This window comes from Marinobacter sp. DUT-1, assembly GCF_050379415.1.
In the GTDB taxonomy this organism is placed as follows: domain Bacteria; phylum Pseudomonadota; class Gammaproteobacteria; order Pseudomonadales; family Oleiphilaceae; genus Marinobacter.
In genome coordinates this window covers 856,408-874,586 of sequence record NZ_JBNRLS010000002.1, presented here as the reverse complement: position 1 = coordinate 874,586, position 18,179 = coordinate 856,408, and the positions used below count along the sequence as shown (strand labels likewise).

General features: G+C 61.0%; 19 protein-coding genes. 12 read left to right on the top strand and 7 right to left on the bottom strand.

What is annotated here, in order from left to right:
* Positions 1 to 7 precede the first annotated feature (7 nt).
* Genes ACQUTG_RS09635 through ACQUTG_RS09625 form a run of 3 tightly spaced genes read right to left on the bottom strand, consistent with a single transcriptional unit; the run spans position 8 to position 2,444 of the window.
* Positions 8 to 691: an SIMPL domain-containing protein gene (locus ACQUTG_RS09635; protein ID WP_428919177.1), complete on the bottom strand. Its 684-nt coding sequence runs from the start codon at positions 689 to 691 to the stop codon at positions 8 to 10.
* 15 nt (positions 692 to 706) lie between these two features.
* Complete coding sequence (locus ACQUTG_RS09630) at positions 707 to 1,450, bottom strand: gamma-glutamyl-gamma-aminobutyrate hydrolase family protein (protein WP_428919176.1); 744 nt, start codon at positions 1,448 to 1,450, stop codon at positions 707 to 709.
* A complete protein-coding gene (locus ACQUTG_RS09625; RefSeq protein ID WP_428919175.1) occupies positions 1,443 to 2,444 on the bottom strand; it encodes an amidoligase family protein in 1,002 nt (333 codons plus the stop codon). The genes ACQUTG_RS09630 and ACQUTG_RS09625 overlap by 8 nt, the downstream gene beginning before the upstream one ends.
* Positions 2,445 to 2,642: 198 nt before the next feature.
* On the opposite strand from ACQUTG_RS09625, the gene lexA reads away from it, so the two are divergent.
* Complete coding sequence (gene lexA / locus ACQUTG_RS09620) at positions 2,643 to 3,251, top strand: transcriptional repressor LexA (RefSeq protein ID WP_410328469.1); 609 nt, start codon at positions 2,643 to 2,645, stop codon at positions 3,249 to 3,251.
* Positions 3,252 to 3,297: 46 nt separating this feature from the next.
* Complete coding sequence (locus ACQUTG_RS09615; RefSeq protein WP_428919174.1) at positions 3,298 to 3,789, top strand: cell division inhibitor SulA; 492 nt, start codon at positions 3,298 to 3,300, stop codon at positions 3,787 to 3,789.
* A gap of 33 nt (positions 3,790 to 3,822) precedes the next feature.
* On the opposite strand, the gene ACQUTG_RS09610 is transcribed toward ACQUTG_RS09615, so the two are convergent.
* Together ACQUTG_RS09610 and ACQUTG_RS09605 are read right to left on the bottom strand one after the other, a co-directional pair.
* Positions 3,823 to 4,083 (bottom strand): hypothetical protein, encoded by a 261-nt coding sequence (locus tag ACQUTG_RS09610; RefSeq protein ID WP_428919173.1) that lies wholly within the window; start codon positions 4,081 to 4,083, stop codon positions 3,823 to 3,825.
* A gap of 51 nt (positions 4,084 to 4,134) precedes the next feature.
* The gene (locus tag ACQUTG_RS09605) at positions 4,135 to 4,647 is read right to left on the bottom strand and encodes a DUF6586 family protein (protein WP_428919172.1); all 513 of its coding nucleotides are present in this window, start codon (positions 4,645 to 4,647) and stop codon (positions 4,135 to 4,137) included.
* 196 nt (positions 4,648 to 4,843) lie between these two features.
* Between ACQUTG_RS09605 and ACQUTG_RS09600 the strand changes: the two genes are divergently transcribed.
* From ACQUTG_RS09600 to ACQUTG_RS09580, 5 genes are all read left to right on the top strand, one after another.
* A complete protein-coding gene (locus ACQUTG_RS09600; RefSeq protein WP_428919171.1) occupies positions 4,844 to 6,202 on the top strand; it encodes a DUF1329 domain-containing protein in 1,359 nt (452 codons plus the stop codon).
* Between the two features lie 133 nt (positions 6,203 to 6,335).
* Complete coding sequence (locus ACQUTG_RS09595) at positions 6,336 to 7,787, top strand: sigma-54 dependent transcriptional regulator (RefSeq protein WP_428919170.1); 1,452 nt, start codon at positions 6,336 to 6,338, stop codon at positions 7,785 to 7,787.
* Positions 7,788 to 7,910: 123 nt separating this feature from the next.
* Entirely contained in the window at positions 7,911 to 8,216 is a 306-nt protein-coding gene (locus tag ACQUTG_RS09590; protein ID WP_428919169.1) for an STAS domain-containing protein, read from the top strand.
* The gene (locus tag ACQUTG_RS09585; RefSeq protein ID WP_428919168.1) at positions 8,213 to 9,967 is read left to right on the top strand and encodes a PP2C family protein-serine/threonine phosphatase; all 1,755 of its coding nucleotides are present in this window, start codon (positions 8,213 to 8,215) and stop codon (positions 9,965 to 9,967) included. Before ACQUTG_RS09590 ends, ACQUTG_RS09585 begins: the two co-directional genes overlap by 4 nt.
* On the top strand, positions 9,945 to 10,292 hold the full coding sequence (locus ACQUTG_RS09580) for an Hpt domain-containing protein (RefSeq protein ID WP_428919167.1): 348 nt from the start codon (positions 9,945 to 9,947) through the stop codon (positions 10,290 to 10,292). Before ACQUTG_RS09585 ends, ACQUTG_RS09580 begins: the two co-directional genes overlap by 23 nt.
* Positions 10,293 to 10,344: 52 nt before the next feature.
* Here ACQUTG_RS09580 and ACQUTG_RS09575 read toward each other — a convergent pair whose 3' ends face one another.
* Both ACQUTG_RS09575 and upp read right to left on the bottom strand, forming a co-directional pair.
* Positions 10,345 to 11,601: a uracil-xanthine permease family protein gene (locus ACQUTG_RS09575; RefSeq protein ID WP_428919166.1), complete on the bottom strand. Its 1,257-nt coding sequence runs from the start codon at positions 11,599 to 11,601 to the stop codon at positions 10,345 to 10,347.
* Positions 11,602 to 11,603: 2 nt separating this feature from the next.
* Positions 11,604 to 12,242 carry a uracil phosphoribosyltransferase gene (gene upp, locus ACQUTG_RS09570; RefSeq protein WP_372985086.1) on the bottom strand — a complete coding sequence of 213 codons (639 nt, stop codon included), beginning with the start codon at positions 12,240 to 12,242 and terminating at the stop codon, positions 11,604 to 11,606.
* A gap of 167 nt (positions 12,243 to 12,409) precedes the next feature.
* On the opposite strand from upp, the gene ACQUTG_RS09565 reads away from it, so the two are divergent.
* From ACQUTG_RS09565 to ccmB, 5 genes are all read left to right on the top strand, one after another.
* The gene (locus tag ACQUTG_RS09565; protein WP_428919267.1) at positions 12,410 to 13,216 is read left to right on the top strand and encodes a MinD/ParA family ATP-binding protein; all 807 of its coding nucleotides are present in this window, start codon (positions 12,410 to 12,412) and stop codon (positions 13,214 to 13,216) included.
* Positions 13,217 to 13,251: 35 nt separating this feature from the next.
* Entirely contained in the window at positions 13,252 to 15,534 is a 2,283-nt protein-coding gene (locus ACQUTG_RS09560; protein ID WP_428919165.1) for an ATPase, T2SS/T4P/T4SS family, read from the top strand.
* On the top strand, positions 15,531 to 16,640 hold the full coding sequence (locus ACQUTG_RS09555) for an ATP-binding protein (protein ID WP_428919164.1): 1,110 nt from the start codon (positions 15,531 to 15,533) through the stop codon (positions 16,638 to 16,640). The genes ACQUTG_RS09560 and ACQUTG_RS09555 overlap by 4 nt, the downstream gene beginning before the upstream one ends.
* A gap of 176 nt (positions 16,641 to 16,816) precedes the next feature.
* Positions 16,817 to 17,455 carry a cytochrome c biogenesis heme-transporting ATPase CcmA gene (gene ccmA, locus ACQUTG_RS09550; RefSeq protein WP_428919163.1) on the top strand — a complete coding sequence of 213 codons (639 nt, stop codon included), beginning with the start codon at positions 16,817 to 16,819 and terminating at the stop codon, positions 17,453 to 17,455.
* Complete coding sequence (ccmB, locus tag ACQUTG_RS09545; RefSeq protein WP_428919162.1) at positions 17,445 to 18,167, top strand: heme exporter protein CcmB; 723 nt, start codon at positions 17,445 to 17,447, stop codon at positions 18,165 to 18,167. Before ccmA ends, ccmB begins: the two co-directional genes overlap by 11 nt.
* Positions 18,168 to 18,179 lie beyond the last annotated feature (12 nt).

Here is an 18,179-nt window from a genome sequence, read left to right as displayed (position 1 = left end):
GTGCGGATCACTCGAGGGTGAAGGTGGCGGAAACCGAGGCCGTCATCTCGCGGACTCCGACGCTGGTCACCACATCCTTTGCAGCACGGGCCTCGGCCATCATCATCGGTACCGGCCGGTAACCGCTGTTGATGTTCATCGTGACCACTTCGCCGCAGGACTGGTTCAGCTCCCGGGCCACGAATTCGCATTGAGCCCGGGCATCGGCAATGGCGGCGGCCAGGGCTTCCCGCTCCAGTTGCGGCTCGTTGGAGTGGTAGAACTGTTGTGGCCCCAGGTTGTATTCCATGCCCAGCGCCTGAGCCTGTTCCAGCAGCGGGTTCAGCAGCGTCAGGTCGCTGATACTGAAGCTCACGGTCTGGGAGGCGACTGCCTGCTGTGTCGACTGGCCACCCCGCTCTGCCGGCGGGATCGTCCGGGTGTACAGGTTCAGCTGTGCATCGCTGTAGTCAGCGAGCTGGTCCCGCCAGTTCTCGATGCCTTCGCGCCATTTCTCCATCTGTTGCCGGACCTGGTCGCTGGCCTTGTTCGCGAGGGGATCCTCGGCGCTGGCAGTGAACTGTAGACGGGCGCTGTCCGGTTCGTAGCGCACCGACCCTTCGCCGGTGAGTGTCAGCTCGCCGGCCATCGTCAGGGCAGGTGCCATTGTGAGAGAGATGAGGGGGAGCAGCAAGCGGTTCCGTCCGTTCATGGGTGCAATACTCCTTCAGAGTGTGGTTTCAGGGGTGGCCAGACCGGGCTCCAGCCGGGCCAGTTTGAAGTTGCGGGCGGCTTCGACAAAGTGGCCGAAAATGCGTCGGTGCCCGCCGTGATACAGCAGGTATTCCGGATGCCATTGCACACCCATGAGCCACTGGCCGCGAGTGTTTTCGATGGCCTGTACAAACAGGTCGTTGTCTACGGCGACCACCCTCAGGTTCTTTCCCAGCCGTTTGATGGCCTGGCTGTGGATGCGGTTGGCTCCGATCACCGGCCCATGCATCAACTGCCCGAGCCGGCTGTCACTGACCAGTCTGACGGTTTGCAGGGGCAACAGCAGGGGCCTGTGCCGGGTATGGACTCGCAGGGGGGTGACGTTCTGGCACAGGGAGCCGCCATGGAATACGTTGATGAACTGTGCGCCGCGGCAGATGCCCAGTACCGGGATGCCAATGGCCTCAGCCTCCTTCAGCAGTCGCTGGTCCGTGGTATCCCGCCGCCGGTCATAGCGGGCGGTAACCTGGGGCTGCTGGCCGAAGTTTTCCGGGTGAACGTGAGTGCCGCCGGAGAGCACCAGACCGTCCAGCAGTGATACATCCACCCGGGAACCGGGGCGAATATAATGGGTTCGGGCACCATGCATCCGCAGCGCAAGGCTGATCAGACGATGGGCCAGGCTGCGTCGGGCCGGCCCACTGATGCCGATGGTGACCCCCGGGATTTCCGGGGCTTCCTGTAATGCGTCAGACATAACCCTTGGTACGCAGCCACTGGTCTGTGGTTTCCTGCCAGCTGTGGGTCAGGTTGTGGAAACTGAACTTCCGGCTGTCCCGGAACAACCCCCTCAGTTCCGCCAGGTCATCGGCCCGGTTGGCAATCTGTTCCAGAATGACCCAGTCGTTCCACACGCTGGAGAAATGCCATTCCGGGTTGTCGATGTCGCAATCCGGTAGCCGGTAATGCAGGGTGGGGCGACTCTTGATGCGCGGGTCCCGCACGTACTCGACAAGCAGGTCGGCGTCCAGGTGTGAGAACAGCGGGAGCAGGTCCAGGGCCCGGTTTCGGGTCGGATTGAACTCCAGGTAGTCCCGCATCAGCTGTGTCTGGTCGGGGGCGTAGCTATCCGCCATCAGCTCGTCGGTGTAACGGGAGGCCCAGGGTTCAATGTAGGTGGTGAACTTCCGGCTGATGTCGAGCTGGTGCCTGGCCTTGAGCCAGTCATACAGGGCCGCGAAGGCCTGCAGATAGCGGACGATCGTTGCCGGTTGGAGATCCGGCAGTTCGGGGTTGAGCTGCAGACCGAAGGCAAAATAAATCGCCTCCCGGCTTCCCAGGGCGCCGAGCAGGTGGAGCTCATCCACCAGGGTTTCGACATCCTGCAGGCGGGACAGGGGAATCGGCGGCGTCACGATTTCCAGTGGAACCACACGCTCGGCCGCAGCATCAATCACATCCATGGCCTGGCCTCCCAGCTCGCGGATGGAGCTGGGCAGGCGTTCATCTGCCAGGTCCAGCCCCTTGATCGGATCCGAATCCAGCTCGATCGTGAAAGGGCCCAGTAGGGTATCAATCCTCGTGACATACCGCGAGATGGTTGTGGCAGGCGCATCCAGCAGGCGGGATGCATGATCCACGAGTACTTCATAGCCCAGGCCGGACAGCTCCACCTCGACGCCAACGCGGCGCTCCTCGCCTTCGCTGTTGAGCCGCACCTCCGGTAACGTGCAGGTACTGGTTTGTGACATCGGGCTCCCCGAGTCTGCATGTAGGATTTTTCTCACCATAACACATCCCCTGGCTGTCAACGGGTTACGCCGGCGACAGAAAATCGGTGGGCGGGCTTTACACTGGATAAAACACTGTATATAGTCAATTTACTGTATAAAAAAACAGGCGTGTCCGTCAGGGGCGGGCCTGTCACCTGGACTGACCGGAGTAACGGAATGAAGCTGACTGCCAGGCAACAACAGGTACTGGATATTATCCGGCGCTACGTCGACGAGACCGGCTACCCACCCACCCGGGCGGAAATCGCGGCGGAGCTGGGCTTTCGCTCTGCCAACGCGGCAGAGGAGCACCTGAGGGCGCTGGCCCGTAAGGGTGCGATCGAAATGGTGCCCGGTGCCAGCCGCGGTATTCGCTTGCCGGAGGCGGAGGAGGATCCGGGCCTGCCGGTGATCGGTCAGGTGGCAGCCGGTAGTCCGATCCTGGCCCAGGAGCATATCGAGGATCACTGTACTCTGCAGCCCGATTTCTTCTCGCCGTCGGCAGACTACCTGCTGCGCGTGCGCGGTATGAGTATGAAGGACATTGGCATCCTCGATGGCGATCTGCTGGCGGTTCACCGCACCCAGGATGTACACAACGGCCAAGTGGTCGTGGCACGGGTCGGGGAAGAAGTGACCGTAAAGCGTTTCCGGAAGGATGGAACCAAGGTGTACCTGATTGCCGAGAACGACGAATTCGAGCCCATCGAAGTGGATCTGACCGAGCAGGAACTGTTTATCGAAGGCCTGGGCGTGGGTGTCATACGCCGCTCCGACCTCCACTGAGCCGGGCCAGCCACAGCCAATCGATAAAAGAACAAGCGGGTGACTTATGGAACAACTGAGCTTCAATCAGAATCTGGCCTATCAGCAAGGCGTCCTGTCCCATTCCGAACCGGCGTCAGATGTTCCCGGGCGACGGGCGGTCATTCGCACCCGCCGCAGTCTCGAGCCCCGTCCAGCGGAAGTTGCCGGTAACGTGACCGAGATTATCCTGCCCCAGGGGCAGGTGGAGAACTTCCAGTTGCTACTGCCGATGCTGACCCAGCTCAACCAGGAAAAGCGCTGGTTGGCCTGGATTGATCCGCCACAGGAGCTGGTCAGCAAGTGGCAGAAGATGCATGGCATTGTCACGGGGGAATTGCTGGTACTGCGTTCGACGCCTGAGCTGCCGGCCCAGCAGTTGGCCGAGCGGGCACTCAGGGCCGGTACCTGCCACGCTGTTGTGATGTGGACCTGTAAGCTCGGCCGCTCCGCACTGGAATCGCTCCAGAACGCATCGGCCGAGGGTAACAGTCACGGGGTGGTGCTTCGCCAGCGTTGAGGCTTGGGGCGGGCCGGGGCGCCCGCCGCCAGATCAGTGCAGGGTGTAGGAGGGCTGCGGGTCGACTGCCTCGACCTCTTCCTCTTCCCAGTCAATGTCATGGGTGATGTCGCCCACAGCTTCAATGCCCGCGGCGATCATGGCCTTGGCGACATTCATGTCACGATCTTCCATCATTTCCCGGGCTTCCTGCGAGAACGAGATTTTGACCAGTGGCGCACCGTCGTCGTCGATCCGACGCAGCGCATAGTCGCCGTTGCTCAATTGTACAATTTCAAAAAACGATGGTGACATTCAGTAAACCTGTCTGTTATTGAGATCCGGAATCCAGCGTCGGGCGGTTATTCACCACTCGCTGTGCTGTTCTTCCAGATCGTCTGCAAAATGTTTGAGTGCGCCCAGGGTTCTAAGCAATCCGGCAGCTGACCTGTCTGGCCCGGTTTCCGCTGAAACCGCGATGACGTTGTCATCCGTTATGGTTTTCCGGGTCGCCGGCGGACGACTCTGGCTCTGTTCCAGCTGATCCAGGTGATTCCACCAGCTACCAGGCTCTGATGACAGATTACGCAACCGGTACACTTCGTTGGCCTCCGCGCCAATCAGTGCCGCCAGTTCCTCCAGGGTCTCCGGCTCGGCATTTCGTTCCTGGTAAAGCCGGGCGATCATCACCAGCAACAATCTCCGGCTGCGGAGTACCAGCTCTGTTGCACCCTGGATCGCCGCTTCCCGTCTGAGCGCTTGCTCCGCTTCCGGTGCCGGCTGCCCGTTGGCTGCCAATGCCGGCAGATCAAGCTGCCCAAGTAGCGTCTTGGCCAGAAACAGTTTTTGTGAGACCAGCGAATGCCATTGCGAGGCCATGGAGTACCTGCGATTTCGGATTGGGAAGATCTGGCAGATTGTTAAGAGAGTGATTGTACCATTTCTGTGCAACGATTTCTGCACCTGTCTCATGATTCCCCGTGCCGTCACAAGAAAATACAAACATTCACTTGAAACGATCGTTTGAATTTGGCAAAAAGCAGCCCGTCTTATGGAACTGCTGGAGATGTCAGGTATGCGAAGCCACATTGTCGCGGGTGCAGCGGCGGTACTGTTCGGATTATCCGGGCAGGCACTGGCCAAGGTAAGTCCGGCGGAAGCCGAGAGGCTTGAAAATGAGTTGACCCCGGTGGGTGCCGAGCGCGGCGCCAATGCGGCAGGGACCATTCCGGAGTGGACCGGAGGGCTGAACACGCCACCGGCGAGCTGGCGCCAGGGGGAGATCGAAACCAATCCGTTCCCCGACGACAAGCCGTTGTTCGTGATTACCCGGGACAACCTGGATCTGTACCGGGACAAGTTGTCCGACGGTCATATCCGGATGATCGAACAATACGGTCCGGATTTTTTCATACCGGTGTATCAGAGCCGTCGTAGCGCAGCCTTTCCGGAGCATGTTTACGACAAGTCCATCGAGAACGCCACCGCTGCCGAGCTGTTGGATAACGGCAACGGGGTCCGGGGCACCATCATGACCAGCCCGTTCCCGATTCCGAAGAACGGGCTCGAGGTGATCTGGAACCATATCCTTCGCTACCGTGGCACGGAGATCTCGTTCCGCAGTGCCTCGGCCACGCCGCAGACTGACGGTTCCTACCATCCCGTTGTCAATGAATACGATTATTTCTTCGCATACAGCCGCAAAGGGGCGGAGCTGGAAGAAATCGATAACAAGATCTTCTATCTGAAAACAAACACCATTTCGCCGTCCTCGCTGGCCGGGACGATTACCCTGGTTCATGAAACCCTGGACCAGATCCGCTCCCCACGGCTGGCCTGGCGTTATGATTCCGGCTCCCGCCGCTTGCGCCGTTCCCCCAACCTGGCCTATGAAACCGACCTGCCGAACTCGTCCTCGTTGCGCTCGGTAGATCAGAAGGACATGTATAACGGTGCCCCCAACCAGTACGACTGGACCCTGAAGGGCAAGCGTGAAATGTACGTGCCCTATAACGCCTACAAGTTGCATGGCGATGCCGTGGAAGCCGACGATGTGATTCGTCCGAAGCACATCAACCAGAAGCTGGCGCGTTACGAACTGCACCGGGTGTGGGTGGTTGAGGCCAGGCTGCGAACCGGTATCAGCCATATCTATTCCCGCCGGGTGTTCTACGTGGACGAGGACAGCTGGCAGATTCTGGCTTCCGAGGAATATGACCAGGAAGGCAATCTCTGGCGTGTGTCCGAGGCGCACAACATCACTTACTACAGCGAGCCGGTGTTCTGGACCACCATGGAAATGACCTATGACCTCAAGGCCGGTCGCTACTACATCGACGGCCTGGACGACGGCTTCAAGGCCTATGACTTCGCGCCCGGCTTCCGCGGCAACGAGTTCACCGCCTCCGCCGCCCGCCGGGCTGCCCGGCGGTGAATGAAGACGGGGTCAGATGAAGGCCTTCATCTGACCCCAACTTCACTTCCCGTACTCCTTCACCCCGTCATAAAATTGACTCTCCCTCCCAAGCGGTCTTAAATACCAGTGAAGTCTCCAATGGAAGGGAAAAATGTCTAAAAATAACAAGGTGCTGGTGCTCAGTGAGGATGAACTGAGGCGGCACGATCTGGTCACGATCCTCGAATTTGTCGGCGAAGGGCAGGTGGTCGCCGGCGACGAAGCTTTGGCGCTGCTGGCTCATGGTGATGACCTGCGAAGGGCAGAAGTTGGTGTTGCTCTTGTCAGCGGAGAAGGCAGCCGGGTGGGTGAATCCCTTGCCCGGGTGTGTGATGCCTTGCCAGGGGTGCCGATTCTGCTGGTGAACGGTGCCGAACCCTCCGGGTTGTCCGACGGATGTGCCAGCCACATCATTGCCCGCCTCGAATGGCCTCTGAATTACGCCAAGTTTGTCGATTCCCTCTATCGGGCACAGATCTACCGGGACCAGTCTGACCGTAGCCGGCAGGAGCGGGGGCATTTGCGGGGCTTGCAGTTGTTCCGCAGCCTTGTTGGCACCAGTCGCAAGATACAGCATGTGCACCATCTGATGGAGCAGGTGGCGGATATGGACGTGACGGTGCTGATCACCGGGGAGTCCGGCACCGGTAAGGAGGTGGTCGCCCGCAATCTGCATTACCATTCCTCCCGGCGGGATCATCCGTTTGTGCCCCTCAGTTGCGGCGCGATCCCGGCCGAGTTACTGGAGAGCGAGCTGTTCGGCCATGAAAAGGGGGCATTTCCGGGGGCGATTTCGGCCCGGGCGGGACGGCTGGAACTGGCCGACGGCGGCACCCTGTACCTGGATGAGATTGAGGCGCTGCCGCTGCCATTACAGATGAAACTGCTCCGGGTCCTGCAGGACCAGACCTTCGAGCGCATGGGCAGCCATCGCAGCGAGAGTGTCGACGTGCGGATCATCGCCGCCACGGACCGGAATCTGGAAGATATGATCGAGGCGGGGGAATTCCGGGAAGACCTCTTTTACAGCCTGAATGTCTTTCCCATCGAGATGCCTGCCCTCCGGGAGCGAGTGGAGGACATCCCCCTTCTCATCAACGAGCTGATCTCCCGTATGGAGAAGGAAAAGCGGGGTTCGCTGCGCCTCAACTCGGCCGCCATCATGAGTCTGTGCCGTCACGACTGGCCCGGCAATATCCGCGAGCTGGCAAACCTGATCGAGCGGCTCGCGATCATGCACCCCTACGGCGTGATCGGCGTGCAGGAGTTGCCGAAGAAATTCCGCTATGTCGACGACTACGACGAGAACCGGCCTGTGGAGGACTCCGGCATGCCATCGGGGGTGCCCGGCCTGGTGGGGCTGGACGCCCCGGCATTGCTGCCGGTAAATGGCATCGATCTCAAGGAATACCTTTCCAATCTTGAGAAGCAGTTGATCCAGCAGGCCCTGGATGAAGCCGGAGGCGTGGTCGCCCGGGCTGCCGAAAAACTCCGTATCCGTCGGACCACTCTGGTGGAGAAGGTGCGCAAATACGGCTTGCGTGAAGAATCGGCCGAATCCTGACTGCCCGGACCGGCGACAAAGGCTCTGTTGTCAGCTATCCTGAATTTCTGAAGAGCAAGGCCAGTTCCGCAAAAACCGGACTGGTCGCAGTGGCTACATGGATTGCTTCTGGAGGTTTTGTGAATGCCGATACAGACGAGCCTCGCCGAGGACGGCAAAACGCTGGTTATCCGGATTGAAGGCCGATTCGACTTCAGCACCCACCAGGCGTTCCGGGATTCCTACGAGCATGCCGGTCCCAAGGTGACCAACTACATTGTCGATCTGTCTGACACAACCTACCTGGACAGTTCGGCCCTGGGCATGCTGCTTCTACTGCGGGACCACGCCGGTGGCGACAGTGCCCGGATCTCGATCGAGAATTGCAACAGTGACGTTCGCCGGATTCTCTCCATTTCCAATTTTGAGCAGCTTTTTGCCATCAAGTGAGCCACCACAGCCTGCGAATTCTGATTGCAGATGACAGTGACACGGACCGTCTGATCCTTCAGGCACTCATCAAGCGCCTGGGTCATGAGGTGATCGAGGCAACGGATGGACTCGAGGCCGTGCAGAAGTTTCGTGAGGACAATCCGGACATCGTTCTTCTGGACGCCTTGATGCCCCGGATGGATGGCATGGAGGCCGCGCGCCACATCAAGGCCCTGGCCGGTGAACGCCTGGTGCCGGTCATTTTTCTGACCTCTCTCTCCGATGCCGAAGACCTGGCGCGATGCCTGGAAGCCGGCGGCGACGACTTCCTGACCAAGCCCTACAGCCGGGTGATTATCGAGGCCAAGATCAAAGCCTTCAATCGCATGCGCCGGATGCACGATACCCTCTCGCGCCAGCACGAGCAGATCAGCGAGCGTAACCGGCAACTGCTGGAAGAGCAGGCCATCGCCAGGCGGGTGTTCGACAATGTGGCACACACCGGCTGTCTGGATTCGCCAAACATACGCTACCACGCCTCGCCACTGTCGGTGTTCAACGGCGATGTCCTGTTTGCTTCGCCGCGGCCGGCGGGCGGCATGCTGATATTCCTGGGTGATTTCACCGGCCATGGCCTTCCTGCGGCCATTGGTGCGATGCCGGTGGCCGAGATTTTCTACGGGATGGCGCGCAAGGGGTTCAGTGGTGCTGATGTGCTCCGTGAGATCAACCAGAAGCTCAAGTTGATCCTGCCTACCGGCATGTTCTGTTGTGGCGCAATGGTGGAGGCGGATTTCAAGCTGGGCCAGCTCAGGGTCTGGAACGGCGGGCTCCCGGAGGCGTGGGTGATCCGTTCAGATGGCGACCCGGTGCTGTTGCCATCGCGACACCTGCCCCTGGGGATTCTTCCCCCGGAACAGTTCGAGAGCGTGGCGGAAGCTGTCCAGGTACGCCCTGGCGACAGGCTGTTGGTGATGACCGACGGCGTACTCGAGGCGGCCAATGAACAAGGCGCACTGTTCGGGCTGGCCGGAATTCAGCGGTGCCTTGAGCAGCTGAAGCCACCCCGACATCCGTTCGATGCGGTTCTGGCGGCGGTGCGTCAGTTCAGTGACAAAGCCGCCGAGTCCGACGACCTGACTCTGGTTGCCCTCGATATCACGGATCAGCCAGAAGTGCCCGAAGTGTCGGAGCAGGCATTGCCTTCGGCCCTCGCCGGCCCGACCGAGTGGCGGTGCGAGTATGAAATACGGGAACGCACCCTTGGCGATTTCAGTCCGTTGCCGTTGCTGCTCCACATCTGCCTGGAGGTACCCGGTTTGAGGACAAGGGGTGGGGAAATCTATACCCTGTTGTCAGAGCTCTACAACAATGCCCTGGAGCACGGGGTCCTGCAGTTGCCGTCGGAGTGGAAGCGCAGTGCCGAGGGATTCGGCCGATACTACTCCGAGCGGCAAGCCAGGCTGGCCCGGGTGGATGGCCATTACATCCGGTTCAGCCTGCATCACACCCGGAAACCCGGTGGCGGCCGCCTGCGTGTGGTCTGTGAGGACAGCGGTGCCGGGTTCGATTTCCAGAATCATCCGCTTGTTTCCGGTGAGGTCGGGGAGGACAGCAGCCCCCGGTACGCCGGTCGTGGTTTGTTGCTCTTGAAACGACTGAGCAAAAACATCACATTCCGGGGCAAGGGTAACCACGTCGAAATCGTTTATGATTGGTATTTCTCAGCGCACCAGGGGGATGGTGATGACAGACAGACAACACCTTGATGAAGAGGCTCTGGCGGAACTTCAGGATGTCATGGAGGATGAATTCGATGTTCTGATCCAGACCTACATCGTGGACTCCCGGGACCGCATAGCCAGCCTGAAAACCGCACTGGCGGCAGCCGACGCCGATGCATTCGCCAGGACCGCCCACAGCCTGAAGGGCAGTTGCATCAATATTGGTGCCCCCCGGCTCGGGGAGTTATGCCTGGAGGCGGAAGAAGCCGGCAAGGTTCCGGATCTCGTGGAGGCATCCCGGCTGGTCGGGGCGATCGAGCAGGAGTTTGTGACCGTGACCAGCTTGTTGGAGGGGTTCCTGGTGCGCTGATCCGTTTCCGGATACCGGCCCCCCGAGGGTACCGGTATCCGGTCGGAAGGCCTCAGTCGGCCTTGTGCTCATAGATTGCCTTGCCCCAGGCCTCCCTGCTGCCCGGCAGGACCAGGTTGAGGGCAACCGCCACCACCGCGCTCAGGGCGATCCCTTCCAGTTGGCCAAGTGCCATGTTGCCGATGCCGAACACCAGGGTCACGCCGACGATCACCAGGTTGCGTGACTCGGACAGGTCCACCTGGTGACGGATCAGGGTGTTCAGGCCCACCACCGCGATGGAACCGAACAGCAGGCACAGGATGCCGCCCATCACCGGCACCGGAATGGTCTGCAGGGCCGCACCGAACTTGCCCACAAACGCCAGCACGATGGCCACGACCGCTGCCCACCACATGACTTTCGGATTGAAGTTCCGGGTCAGCATGACCGCCCCGGTTACTTCGGAGTAGGTGGTGTTGGGTGGGCCGCCCAGCATGGAGGCCGCGCTGGTGGCCAGGCCATCCCCCAGCAGGGTGCGATGCAGGCCCGGTTTTTCCAGGTAGTTCTTGCGGGTCACGTTGCCGATGGCCAGGACATCGCCGATGTGTTCAATAGCCGGGGCAATGGCCACTGGAATCATGAACAGGATGGCGCTCCAGCCGAACTCCGGGGTCACGAAGTCGGGTACGGCAAACCAGGGTGCTTCCCGTATCGGCGTCATGTCCACGATACCGGCGAACAGGGACAGGATGTAGCCGACAGCAACACCGAACATGATCGGAATCAGGCGGAAGATGCCCTTGGCCCAGAGGGTCATGATGATGGTGACCGCCAGAGAGATCATGGCAATCCAGATCGCAGTGTCGTAGGGCACCAGCTCTGCGGAGCCGTCACCGGTCTGTCCCGATGCCATGTTTACCGCAATGGGCGCCAGACCCAGACCAATGGTCATGATCACTGGCGCGATTACCACCGGCGGCAGCAACCGGGTGACGAAGCCGGTGCCGCGCAGCTTTACCGCGGCACTCAGGAGAATGTACAGGATCCCCGCAGCCATCAGACCGCCCATGGTCTGCTCCAGTCCGAACTTGCCCTTGGCGGCAATAATCGGGGCGATGAAGGCGAAGGAGGAGGCCAGGAAAATCGGGATCTGCCCGCCAGTAACGACGTGGAAAATCAGGGTGCCGATGCCGGCGGTGAACAGCGCGACGTTGGGATCCAGGCCGGTGATCAACGGCATCAGTACCAGGGCGCCGAAGGCGACCAGCAGCATCTGGGAACCGGCGATGGCCTGTTTCCAGACCGGATCGTTGGTATGGTCCTGCATGCTCAGACGTCCTTCTGCTTGGTGCCGAAGATCTTGTCGCCGGCATCCCCGAGGCCGGGCAGGATGTAGCCCTTGTCGTTCAGGCGCTCATCCACCGACGCGGTGTAGATGGAAACGTCCGGGTGTTTCTCCAGGACTTTTTCTATCCCCTCAGGCGCGGCCACCAGCACCAGGGCCCGGATTTCCGTGCTGCCGGCCTTCTTGAGCAGATCGATGGTGGATATCATGGAGCCACCGGTAGCGAGCATCGGATCCACGATCAGGGCCATGCGCTGGTCCAGCTCCCCCACGAGTTTTTCCAGGTAGGTGCTGGCTTCCAGGGTTTCCTCGTTACGGATCTGGCCGACCACGCTGACCCGGGCAACCGGGATCAGGCTGAGAACGCCATCCAGCATGCCCAGGCCGGCGCGCAGGATAGGGACGATGGTGACCTTCTTGCCGTGGATTTGCTCCACGTTCACCGGGCCGGCCCAGCCTTCGATGGTTTTTTCCTGAAGGTTGAAATCCTTGGTGGCTTCGTAAGTCAGCAGGGCACCGACTTCCTGTGCCAGTTCACGAAAATTCTTGGTGCTGATGTCCGCGCGGCGCATCAGGCCAAGCTTGTGGCGGATCAGGGGGTGTCGTACCTCGTGGATTGGCATTGGGTCACCTGTGTGTCTGGAATTATCGGGTCAAGTTTGACGGATTTGCGCGTAAATGGCGCAAGGATACCGTATCTGGAGAGGCGCGTCAGGTATCATGAAATCCCCGTGGTGATGCTATAAGATGGCACTTTCTGCGGACTGCGCGGCGAGAGGTCATGGCTACGATGACAACAGCAAATCCGGTACAGGTTATTGCGGTATCAGGCGGCAAGGGTGGCACGGGTAAAACCAGCATTTCAGTGAATCTCGCCGTTGCACTGGCGGAAAGGGGCCGGCGGGTGGTGGTTCTGGACGGGGACCTGGGCCTTGGCAATATCGATGTGTCGCTGGGGCTCACTGCCGGTCACACCTTGCAGGACGTTCTGGAGGGCGAGTGCGGGCTCAGGGATGTCCTGGTGGAAGGGCCGGGCGGCATCCACATCGTTCCTGCTCCCTCCGGCAGTCTGCGTATGACCCGGCTTGGGGCCGCGGAATATGCCGGCCTGATCAATGCCTTCAGCGACCTGGGGAATGAGATCGATGTGCTGATCATTGATACCGCCTCCGGCGTGTCCGAAGCGGTGGTCAGTTTTCTGCGGGCGGCACAGGAACTGTTGCTGGTGGTCTGTGACGAGCCCACCTCCATTACCGACACCTACGCCCTGGTCAAGCTGATGAACCGTGACTACGGAATCAACCGGTTCCGTGTACTCGCCAATCAGGTTCGCAACGAGCAGGAAGGCCGGCAGCTTTATGAAAAACTGATCCGGGTCACCGAGAGGTTTCTGGATGTGGCGCTAGAGTATGTGGGCATGGTGCCCCATGACGAGGCGTTCAGAAAGGCGGTGCAGCGCCAGCGTGCCGTGGTGGAGGCGTATCCCCGGGCCCGGGCCTCGCTGGCCATCAAGGCCCTGGCGGAGAAAGTGGACAGCTGGCCGCTGCCGTCCTCGCCCCGTGGTCATGTGGAATTCTTTGTGGAGCGGCTTGTCTGAGCCCGAGCGAGACCTGATCTTGATGGATGCTGTTAATGAGTAAACTGTACCCGAGGGGCGCTGAGGCCCTGCTTGCCGTTTCCCGCCACGAGTTTGTTGCCTGCTCGGATCTTGCCCCCTCTATTACCGGGCACTCCATTCCCAGGGAGGAAACCGTCCGGCATCTCCTGTCCCTGATACCGGAAATCGAACCGGACCAGGTTGTAATGCACGTCGGCGGAGGCTCCGGCTACCTGACGGCCGTGCTGTCGGAACTGGCGCATCGGGTCATCTATGTGGAGCGCAACCCGGTGGTGGCCGAAGCTGCCCGGGAGCGGTTCTTCCGGCTCGGCCACCACAACGTGGATGTGGTGGTAGCCGACATCGAGAGTGCGCCCGAGCTGGACGTGCTTTGCGATCTGGTGCTTTCCAGCACCTTCCTGCCCCGGCGTGATGTGGTGCTGCCATTCCTCCGGAACCAGGGGCGGCTGATCTGCCTGGAGGGCAGGGCAGGGCCGGTGCCCAGTCTGGCGATGTTTGAAAAACAGGGATTCGGCCTGGTCCGGATGCGCACCCTCGGCTGGGTGGATTTCAACCGCAATGCTGAGCAGATCCTGATTGACCTCGGCGTCATCGACGAAAAAGTCCTGGCTGACGCCAAGGTTGAGGCGGCCAGGACAAATTCGCGGGTCCTTGACCTGGTGCGGCGCAAGCTGAACCTCGAGGAGATCGACCTGTACCGGACCCTGGCCCAGCAGCGGGGCATGGTATTCAAGGAGGCCGACGAGCTGTTGCCGGATCTGCAGCCGGCCCTGTTCCGCCGATTCTCCCGGACCTTCCTCGACTTGTCGCGACTGCTTCCGGTGGCCGAGGCCGACGGCAAGATAACCGTTATCACCGATGATCCCGATGCCCGCACTGATCAGCTGGAGCGCCTGACCCAGAAGTCCGTGATCGAATGCCTGCTGGTCACGCCGACGGATTTCCGCAGGGTATGGTCCGCCCTCGACCTGACGGCCCAGGGCAAGCAGTTCGTGGCCGACCACGGCACGGGCAGGGAAAAGACCCACGATTCAAAAACCGAGTCGACCGGGGCACTTGGTGAGCATGGGGGCAACAAGCAGGTAAGCCCCTATCTGGTCTCGGTGTATGAGGCGATCCTGCTGGATGCGGTCAGCGAGAAAGCCAGTGACATCCATATCGAACAATACGGCGACCGGGTCCGGATCCGCCTGAGGGTGGATGGCGAACTGCACGACCTGCCCCAGTACCAGCTCAGTCCCCGGGAATTGCGGGGCGTAATCAACGTGATCAAGCTGCGGGCCGAGCTCAACATTGCCGAGCATCGACTGCCCCAGGGTGGCCGATCCCAGCTGAAGCTGGGGGAGGCTTCCTATGACCTCCGGATCCAGACCCAGCCGTCGCTGCATGGCGAGCACGCTGTTATCCGGTTACTGCCCCAGACCGGGCGCGCCATGACCATCGCCGAGCTGGGGATGTCCAAAGCCATCGGTGCCCGCTATCAGCGCCTGCTGGATAACCCCGCGGGTCTGGTGCTGGTGGTTGGTCCCACCGGTTCCGGCAAGTCCACCACCCTGTATGCGGGCCTGCAGACCCTTGCAGATGATGGCCGGCGCAAAGTGATCACCGTCGAGGACCCGATCGAGTATTCCATCGACAACATCCAGCAGACCCGGGTCCGCTCTGAAATCGGTTTCGGCTTTGCCGACGCCATGCGGGCCTTTGTCCGGGAAGACCCGGATGTCATTCTGGTGGGAGAGATCCGGGACCAGGAAACCGCCCTGGAGGCCATCCGTGCGTCTCAGACGGGGCACGTGGTGTTATCCACGTTGCACTGTAACGATGCGGTTGATTCCCTGCAGCGCCTCTATGACCTGGGTGTTCACCCCAACTCCATTGCCGGAGAGTTGCTGGCGGTGATCGCCCAGCGGCTGGCCAAGCGCATCTGCCGCCATTGCTGTCAGCCGGCGGAACCCGATCCTGCGATCCTCGCGGAACTTTTCCCCGAGGGTGCGCCGACGGATTTCCGCTGCTTCGAGGGTGAGGGCTGTGACAAGTGCAACGGTCGGGGGACCCACGGGCGGGTGGCGATTGTTGAATACATGGAGGTGGATTCGGACATCCGCAACGCCATTTCCAGCCAGCCGCCCATTGGTGAGCTGCGCTGGCGGGCCCTGGATGCCGGCCTGGTCACCATGCGTGACAGTGCTCTGGATCATGTAATTGAGGGGGTGATTCCTCTGTCTGAATTGCCGCGTATCCTGCCGAGGGAACGCATGGCACCGGAAGTTCGTGGCGGCCGCAGGAGTGCCCGATGACAGCCAGCAAAGCTACACACCAGAAGAAAGCCGCCCAGCGGGAGCCGGCCGAGGTTACCTACGCCGCGGAGCTCGAGAAACTCGCGGCCCTCGACGAGGGGCCGGTGCCACCGGGATGGCGCATGTCCCCCCGGGCGGTGGAGAAGTTTGTCATGGGCGACGATGAGCTCGGCATCGAGCGCAAGTTCGTGGCGGACCGGGCGATGGTGGTCCGCATCATCATTTCCCTGTGCACCAGCCGGGGCTGCCTCTTGGTGGGCGAGCCGGGTACGGCCAAATCGTGGTTGTCCGAACTGCTGGCGGCCGGAATCTCGGGCGGCTCCACCCTGACCCTCCAGGGCGGGGCGGTCAGCCAGGTCAGCCAGCTTTTGTACAGCTGGAACGAGGCGATCCTCAAGAATGAAGGGCCCTGTCTCAAGGCCCTGGTGCCCAGCCCGCTGCTGCGGGGCATGATGGAAGGGCGCCTGGTGCGGTTCGAGGAGATTGCCCGCTGCCCCCAGGCGTTGCAGGATGCCTTGCTGTCAGTGCTCTCGGATCGGGTCGTGGTGATCCCGGAGCTGGCCGGAGATGAAGGCGTCATTCTGGCGCGGGAGGGCTTCAACGTGGTTGCCACTTCCAACAGCATCGATGAGGGTGTGCATGCCATGAGCGCCGCCCTCAAGCGCCGGATGGATTTCGAGGAGATCCGGCCGATCCGCAACCTGGCTGACGAACTGGATGTGGTGGTCAGGGAAGTGCGCAAGGCCAATATCGCCGCCGGTGTTTCCGTGGAGCCGGACCCTCGGGTGCTTGAGGTACTGGTGACCATGTTCCATGAGCTGCGCAATGGCCAGACCCTCGACGGTCGCAGTACCGATCGCCTGGCGGGTGCCGCGCTGTCCACGGCGGAAGCGGTGGCGGTGGCCCACGCCGCCAGCCTGAACGCCTGGTATTACGGCGGTGACGCGATGACGGTGGAGCAGTTGATGCACCACATCATCGGTTCTGCGCTCAAGGACCAGCCGGAGGATCGCAGGCGTCTGCGGCATTACTTCGACACGGCGGTGGCCACCCGGGAGGGGGACAGCTGGAAGCAGGCCTGGGCGCTGCGTTCGCTGATCCAGTAGCCAGGCTGTGTCGACCATATGTGGCAAATTGATGCGCGGCAAGAGTAATCCGGAAAACCTTTGGTTATAATACGCGCCGCCGGCAATCCCTGCCGCTAACGATGTCTGCACCCGTCGTGTCAGTCATGAATACACCCGGTGCCGCAAAACGCGCATCGCCTGGATTCGGGGCCCTGATGTCTGAGCCGTTACTACAGGCTGTCAATCTCCATTGTGAACGGGATGAGCGGATATTATTCCGTGACCTTTCCTTCTCCGTATTGCCGGGCACCGTTACCCGCGTTGAAGGCCCGAACGGCTCGGGCAAGACAACCCTTCTGCGTATCCTTGCCGGCCTGAACGATGCCTGGTCCGGTGATCTTTACTGGTGCGGCCAGCCCAGGGCGGGGCAGCGTGAGAGCTTCCTGCGCAACATGCTTTATCTTGGCCACCGGCCGGGTATCAAACCACTGCTTACCCCCATGGAAAATCTTCGGGCCCTGATGGCCGGCCGGCACCCGGTTTCTGATGAGGCGCTGTCCCGGGCGCTGGAGGGGACCGGGCTGGCGGGTTACCAGAACGTGCCGTGCCGCAATCTGTCCGCCGGCCAGCAGCGACGGGTCGCGCTGGCACGGCTGCTTATTGCCGATGAGCCCCTGTGGTTGCTGGATGAGGTATTCACGGCGATCGATGCCGACGGAGTCAGGGCGATCGAGACATTATTGCAGCAGCGCGCGGCGGAGGGCGGTGCGGTCGTGGTCACAACCCACCATGATCTGGCACTGCCCGGTATGCAACGCATCGTACTCGGGGGAGGTCAGGCGGATGACGAGTAATCCCGTTCGTGTGCAACCGGTCAGGGACAGTGTCGGTGTTTCCGGCGCCATGAAAGCCGTATTTCTGCGCGATATGCAGGTGGCTTTCCGCCAACGCCAGGATCTCCTCAACCCGCTGTTGTTTTTCGTGATGGTGGTAACCCTGTTCCCACTCGGGGTTAGTCCGGAAGTGTCATTCCTGCGAGAGGCGGGAGCGGGTATCCTGTGGGTAGCAGCTCTCTTGTCGGTGTTGTTGTCCCTGGATCATCTGTTCCGGCATGACTTTGACGACGGGACACTGGAGCAGTTGGTACTGCAGCCGCAGCCTCTGTTCCTGCTGGTACTGGCGAAGACGCTGGCGCACTGGATGCTGACCGGGCTGCCTCTGGTGATCCTGACGCCGGTGCTGGGCATTATGGTGCATCTGCCGGGGAACTCTATCGGCATTCTTTGTCTAACGCTGCTGATCGGTACGCCGGTGTTGAGTCTGATAGGCTCCATCGGTGCGGCGTTGACCCTGGGATTGCGGTCGGCAGGGGTGCTCTTGTCCCTGTTGATCATTCCGCTGTACATTCCCGTGCTGATTTTCGGGACAGGGACAGTGGCGGCCGCATCCGAGGGGGCTCCGGTCGGGGCCTACCTGGCATTGATGGGGGCCTTCCTGGTTCTGGCCCTGACGCTGGCTCCGTTTGCTTCGGCATCAGCACTGAAAATCAGCATGTCCAATAGCTAATAAACAAGGTAA

Excerpts from the sequence above, each read along its gene's own strand:
- ACQUTG_RS09635 (WP_428919177.1), bottom strand. The coding sequence starts at position 691 with ATGAACGGACGGAACCGCTTGCTGCTCCCCCTCATCTCTCTCACAATG.
- ACQUTG_RS09630 (WP_428919176.1), bottom strand. The coding sequence starts at position 1,450 with ATGTCTGACGCATTACAGGAAGCCCCGGAAATCCCGGGGGTCACCATC.
- ACQUTG_RS09625 (WP_428919175.1), bottom strand. The coding sequence starts at position 2,444 with ATGTCACAAACCAGTACCTGCACGTTACCGGAGGTGCGGCTCAACAGC.
- lexA (WP_410328469.1), top strand. The coding sequence starts at position 2,643 with ATGAAGCTGACTGCCAGGCAACAACAGGTACTGGATATTATCCGGCGC.
- ACQUTG_RS09615 (WP_428919174.1), top strand. The coding sequence starts at position 3,298 with ATGGAACAACTGAGCTTCAATCAGAATCTGGCCTATCAGCAAGGCGTC.
- ACQUTG_RS09610 (WP_428919173.1), bottom strand. The coding sequence starts at position 4,083 with ATGTCACCATCGTTTTTTGAAATTGTACAATTGAGCAACGGCGACTAT.
- ACQUTG_RS09605 (WP_428919172.1), bottom strand. The coding sequence starts at position 4,647 with ATGGCCTCGCAATGGCATTCGCTGGTCTCACAAAAACTGTTTCTGGCC.
- ACQUTG_RS09600 (WP_428919171.1), top strand. The coding sequence starts at position 4,844 with ATGCGAAGCCACATTGTCGCGGGTGCAGCGGCGGTACTGTTCGGATTA.
- ACQUTG_RS09595 (WP_428919170.1), top strand. The coding sequence starts at position 6,336 with ATGTCTAAAAATAACAAGGTGCTGGTGCTCAGTGAGGATGAACTGAGG.
- ACQUTG_RS09590 (WP_428919169.1), top strand. The coding sequence starts at position 7,911 with ATGCCGATACAGACGAGCCTCGCCGAGGACGGCAAAACGCTGGTTATC.
- ACQUTG_RS09580 (WP_428919167.1), top strand. The coding sequence starts at position 9,945 with ATGACAGACAGACAACACCTTGATGAAGAGGCTCTGGCGGAACTTCAG.
- ACQUTG_RS09575 (WP_428919166.1), bottom strand. The coding sequence starts at position 11,601 with ATGCAGGACCATACCAACGATCCGGTCTGGAAACAGGCCATCGCCGGT.
- upp (WP_372985086.1), bottom strand. The coding sequence starts at position 12,242 with ATGCCAATCCACGAGGTACGACACCCCCTGATCCGCCACAAGCTTGGC.
- ACQUTG_RS09565 (WP_428919267.1), top strand. The coding sequence starts at position 12,410 with ATGACAACAGCAAATCCGGTACAGGTTATTGCGGTATCAGGCGGCAAG.
- ACQUTG_RS09560 (WP_428919165.1), top strand. The coding sequence starts at position 13,252 with ATGAGTAAACTGTACCCGAGGGGCGCTGAGGCCCTGCTTGCCGTTTCC.
- ACQUTG_RS09555 (WP_428919164.1), top strand. The coding sequence starts at position 15,531 with ATGACAGCCAGCAAAGCTACACACCAGAAGAAAGCCGCCCAGCGGGAG.
- ccmA (WP_428919163.1), top strand. The coding sequence starts at position 16,817 with ATGTCTGAGCCGTTACTACAGGCTGTCAATCTCCATTGTGAACGGGAT.
- ccmB (WP_428919162.1), top strand. The coding sequence starts at position 17,445 with ATGACGAGTAATCCCGTTCGTGTGCAACCGGTCAGGGACAGTGTCGGT.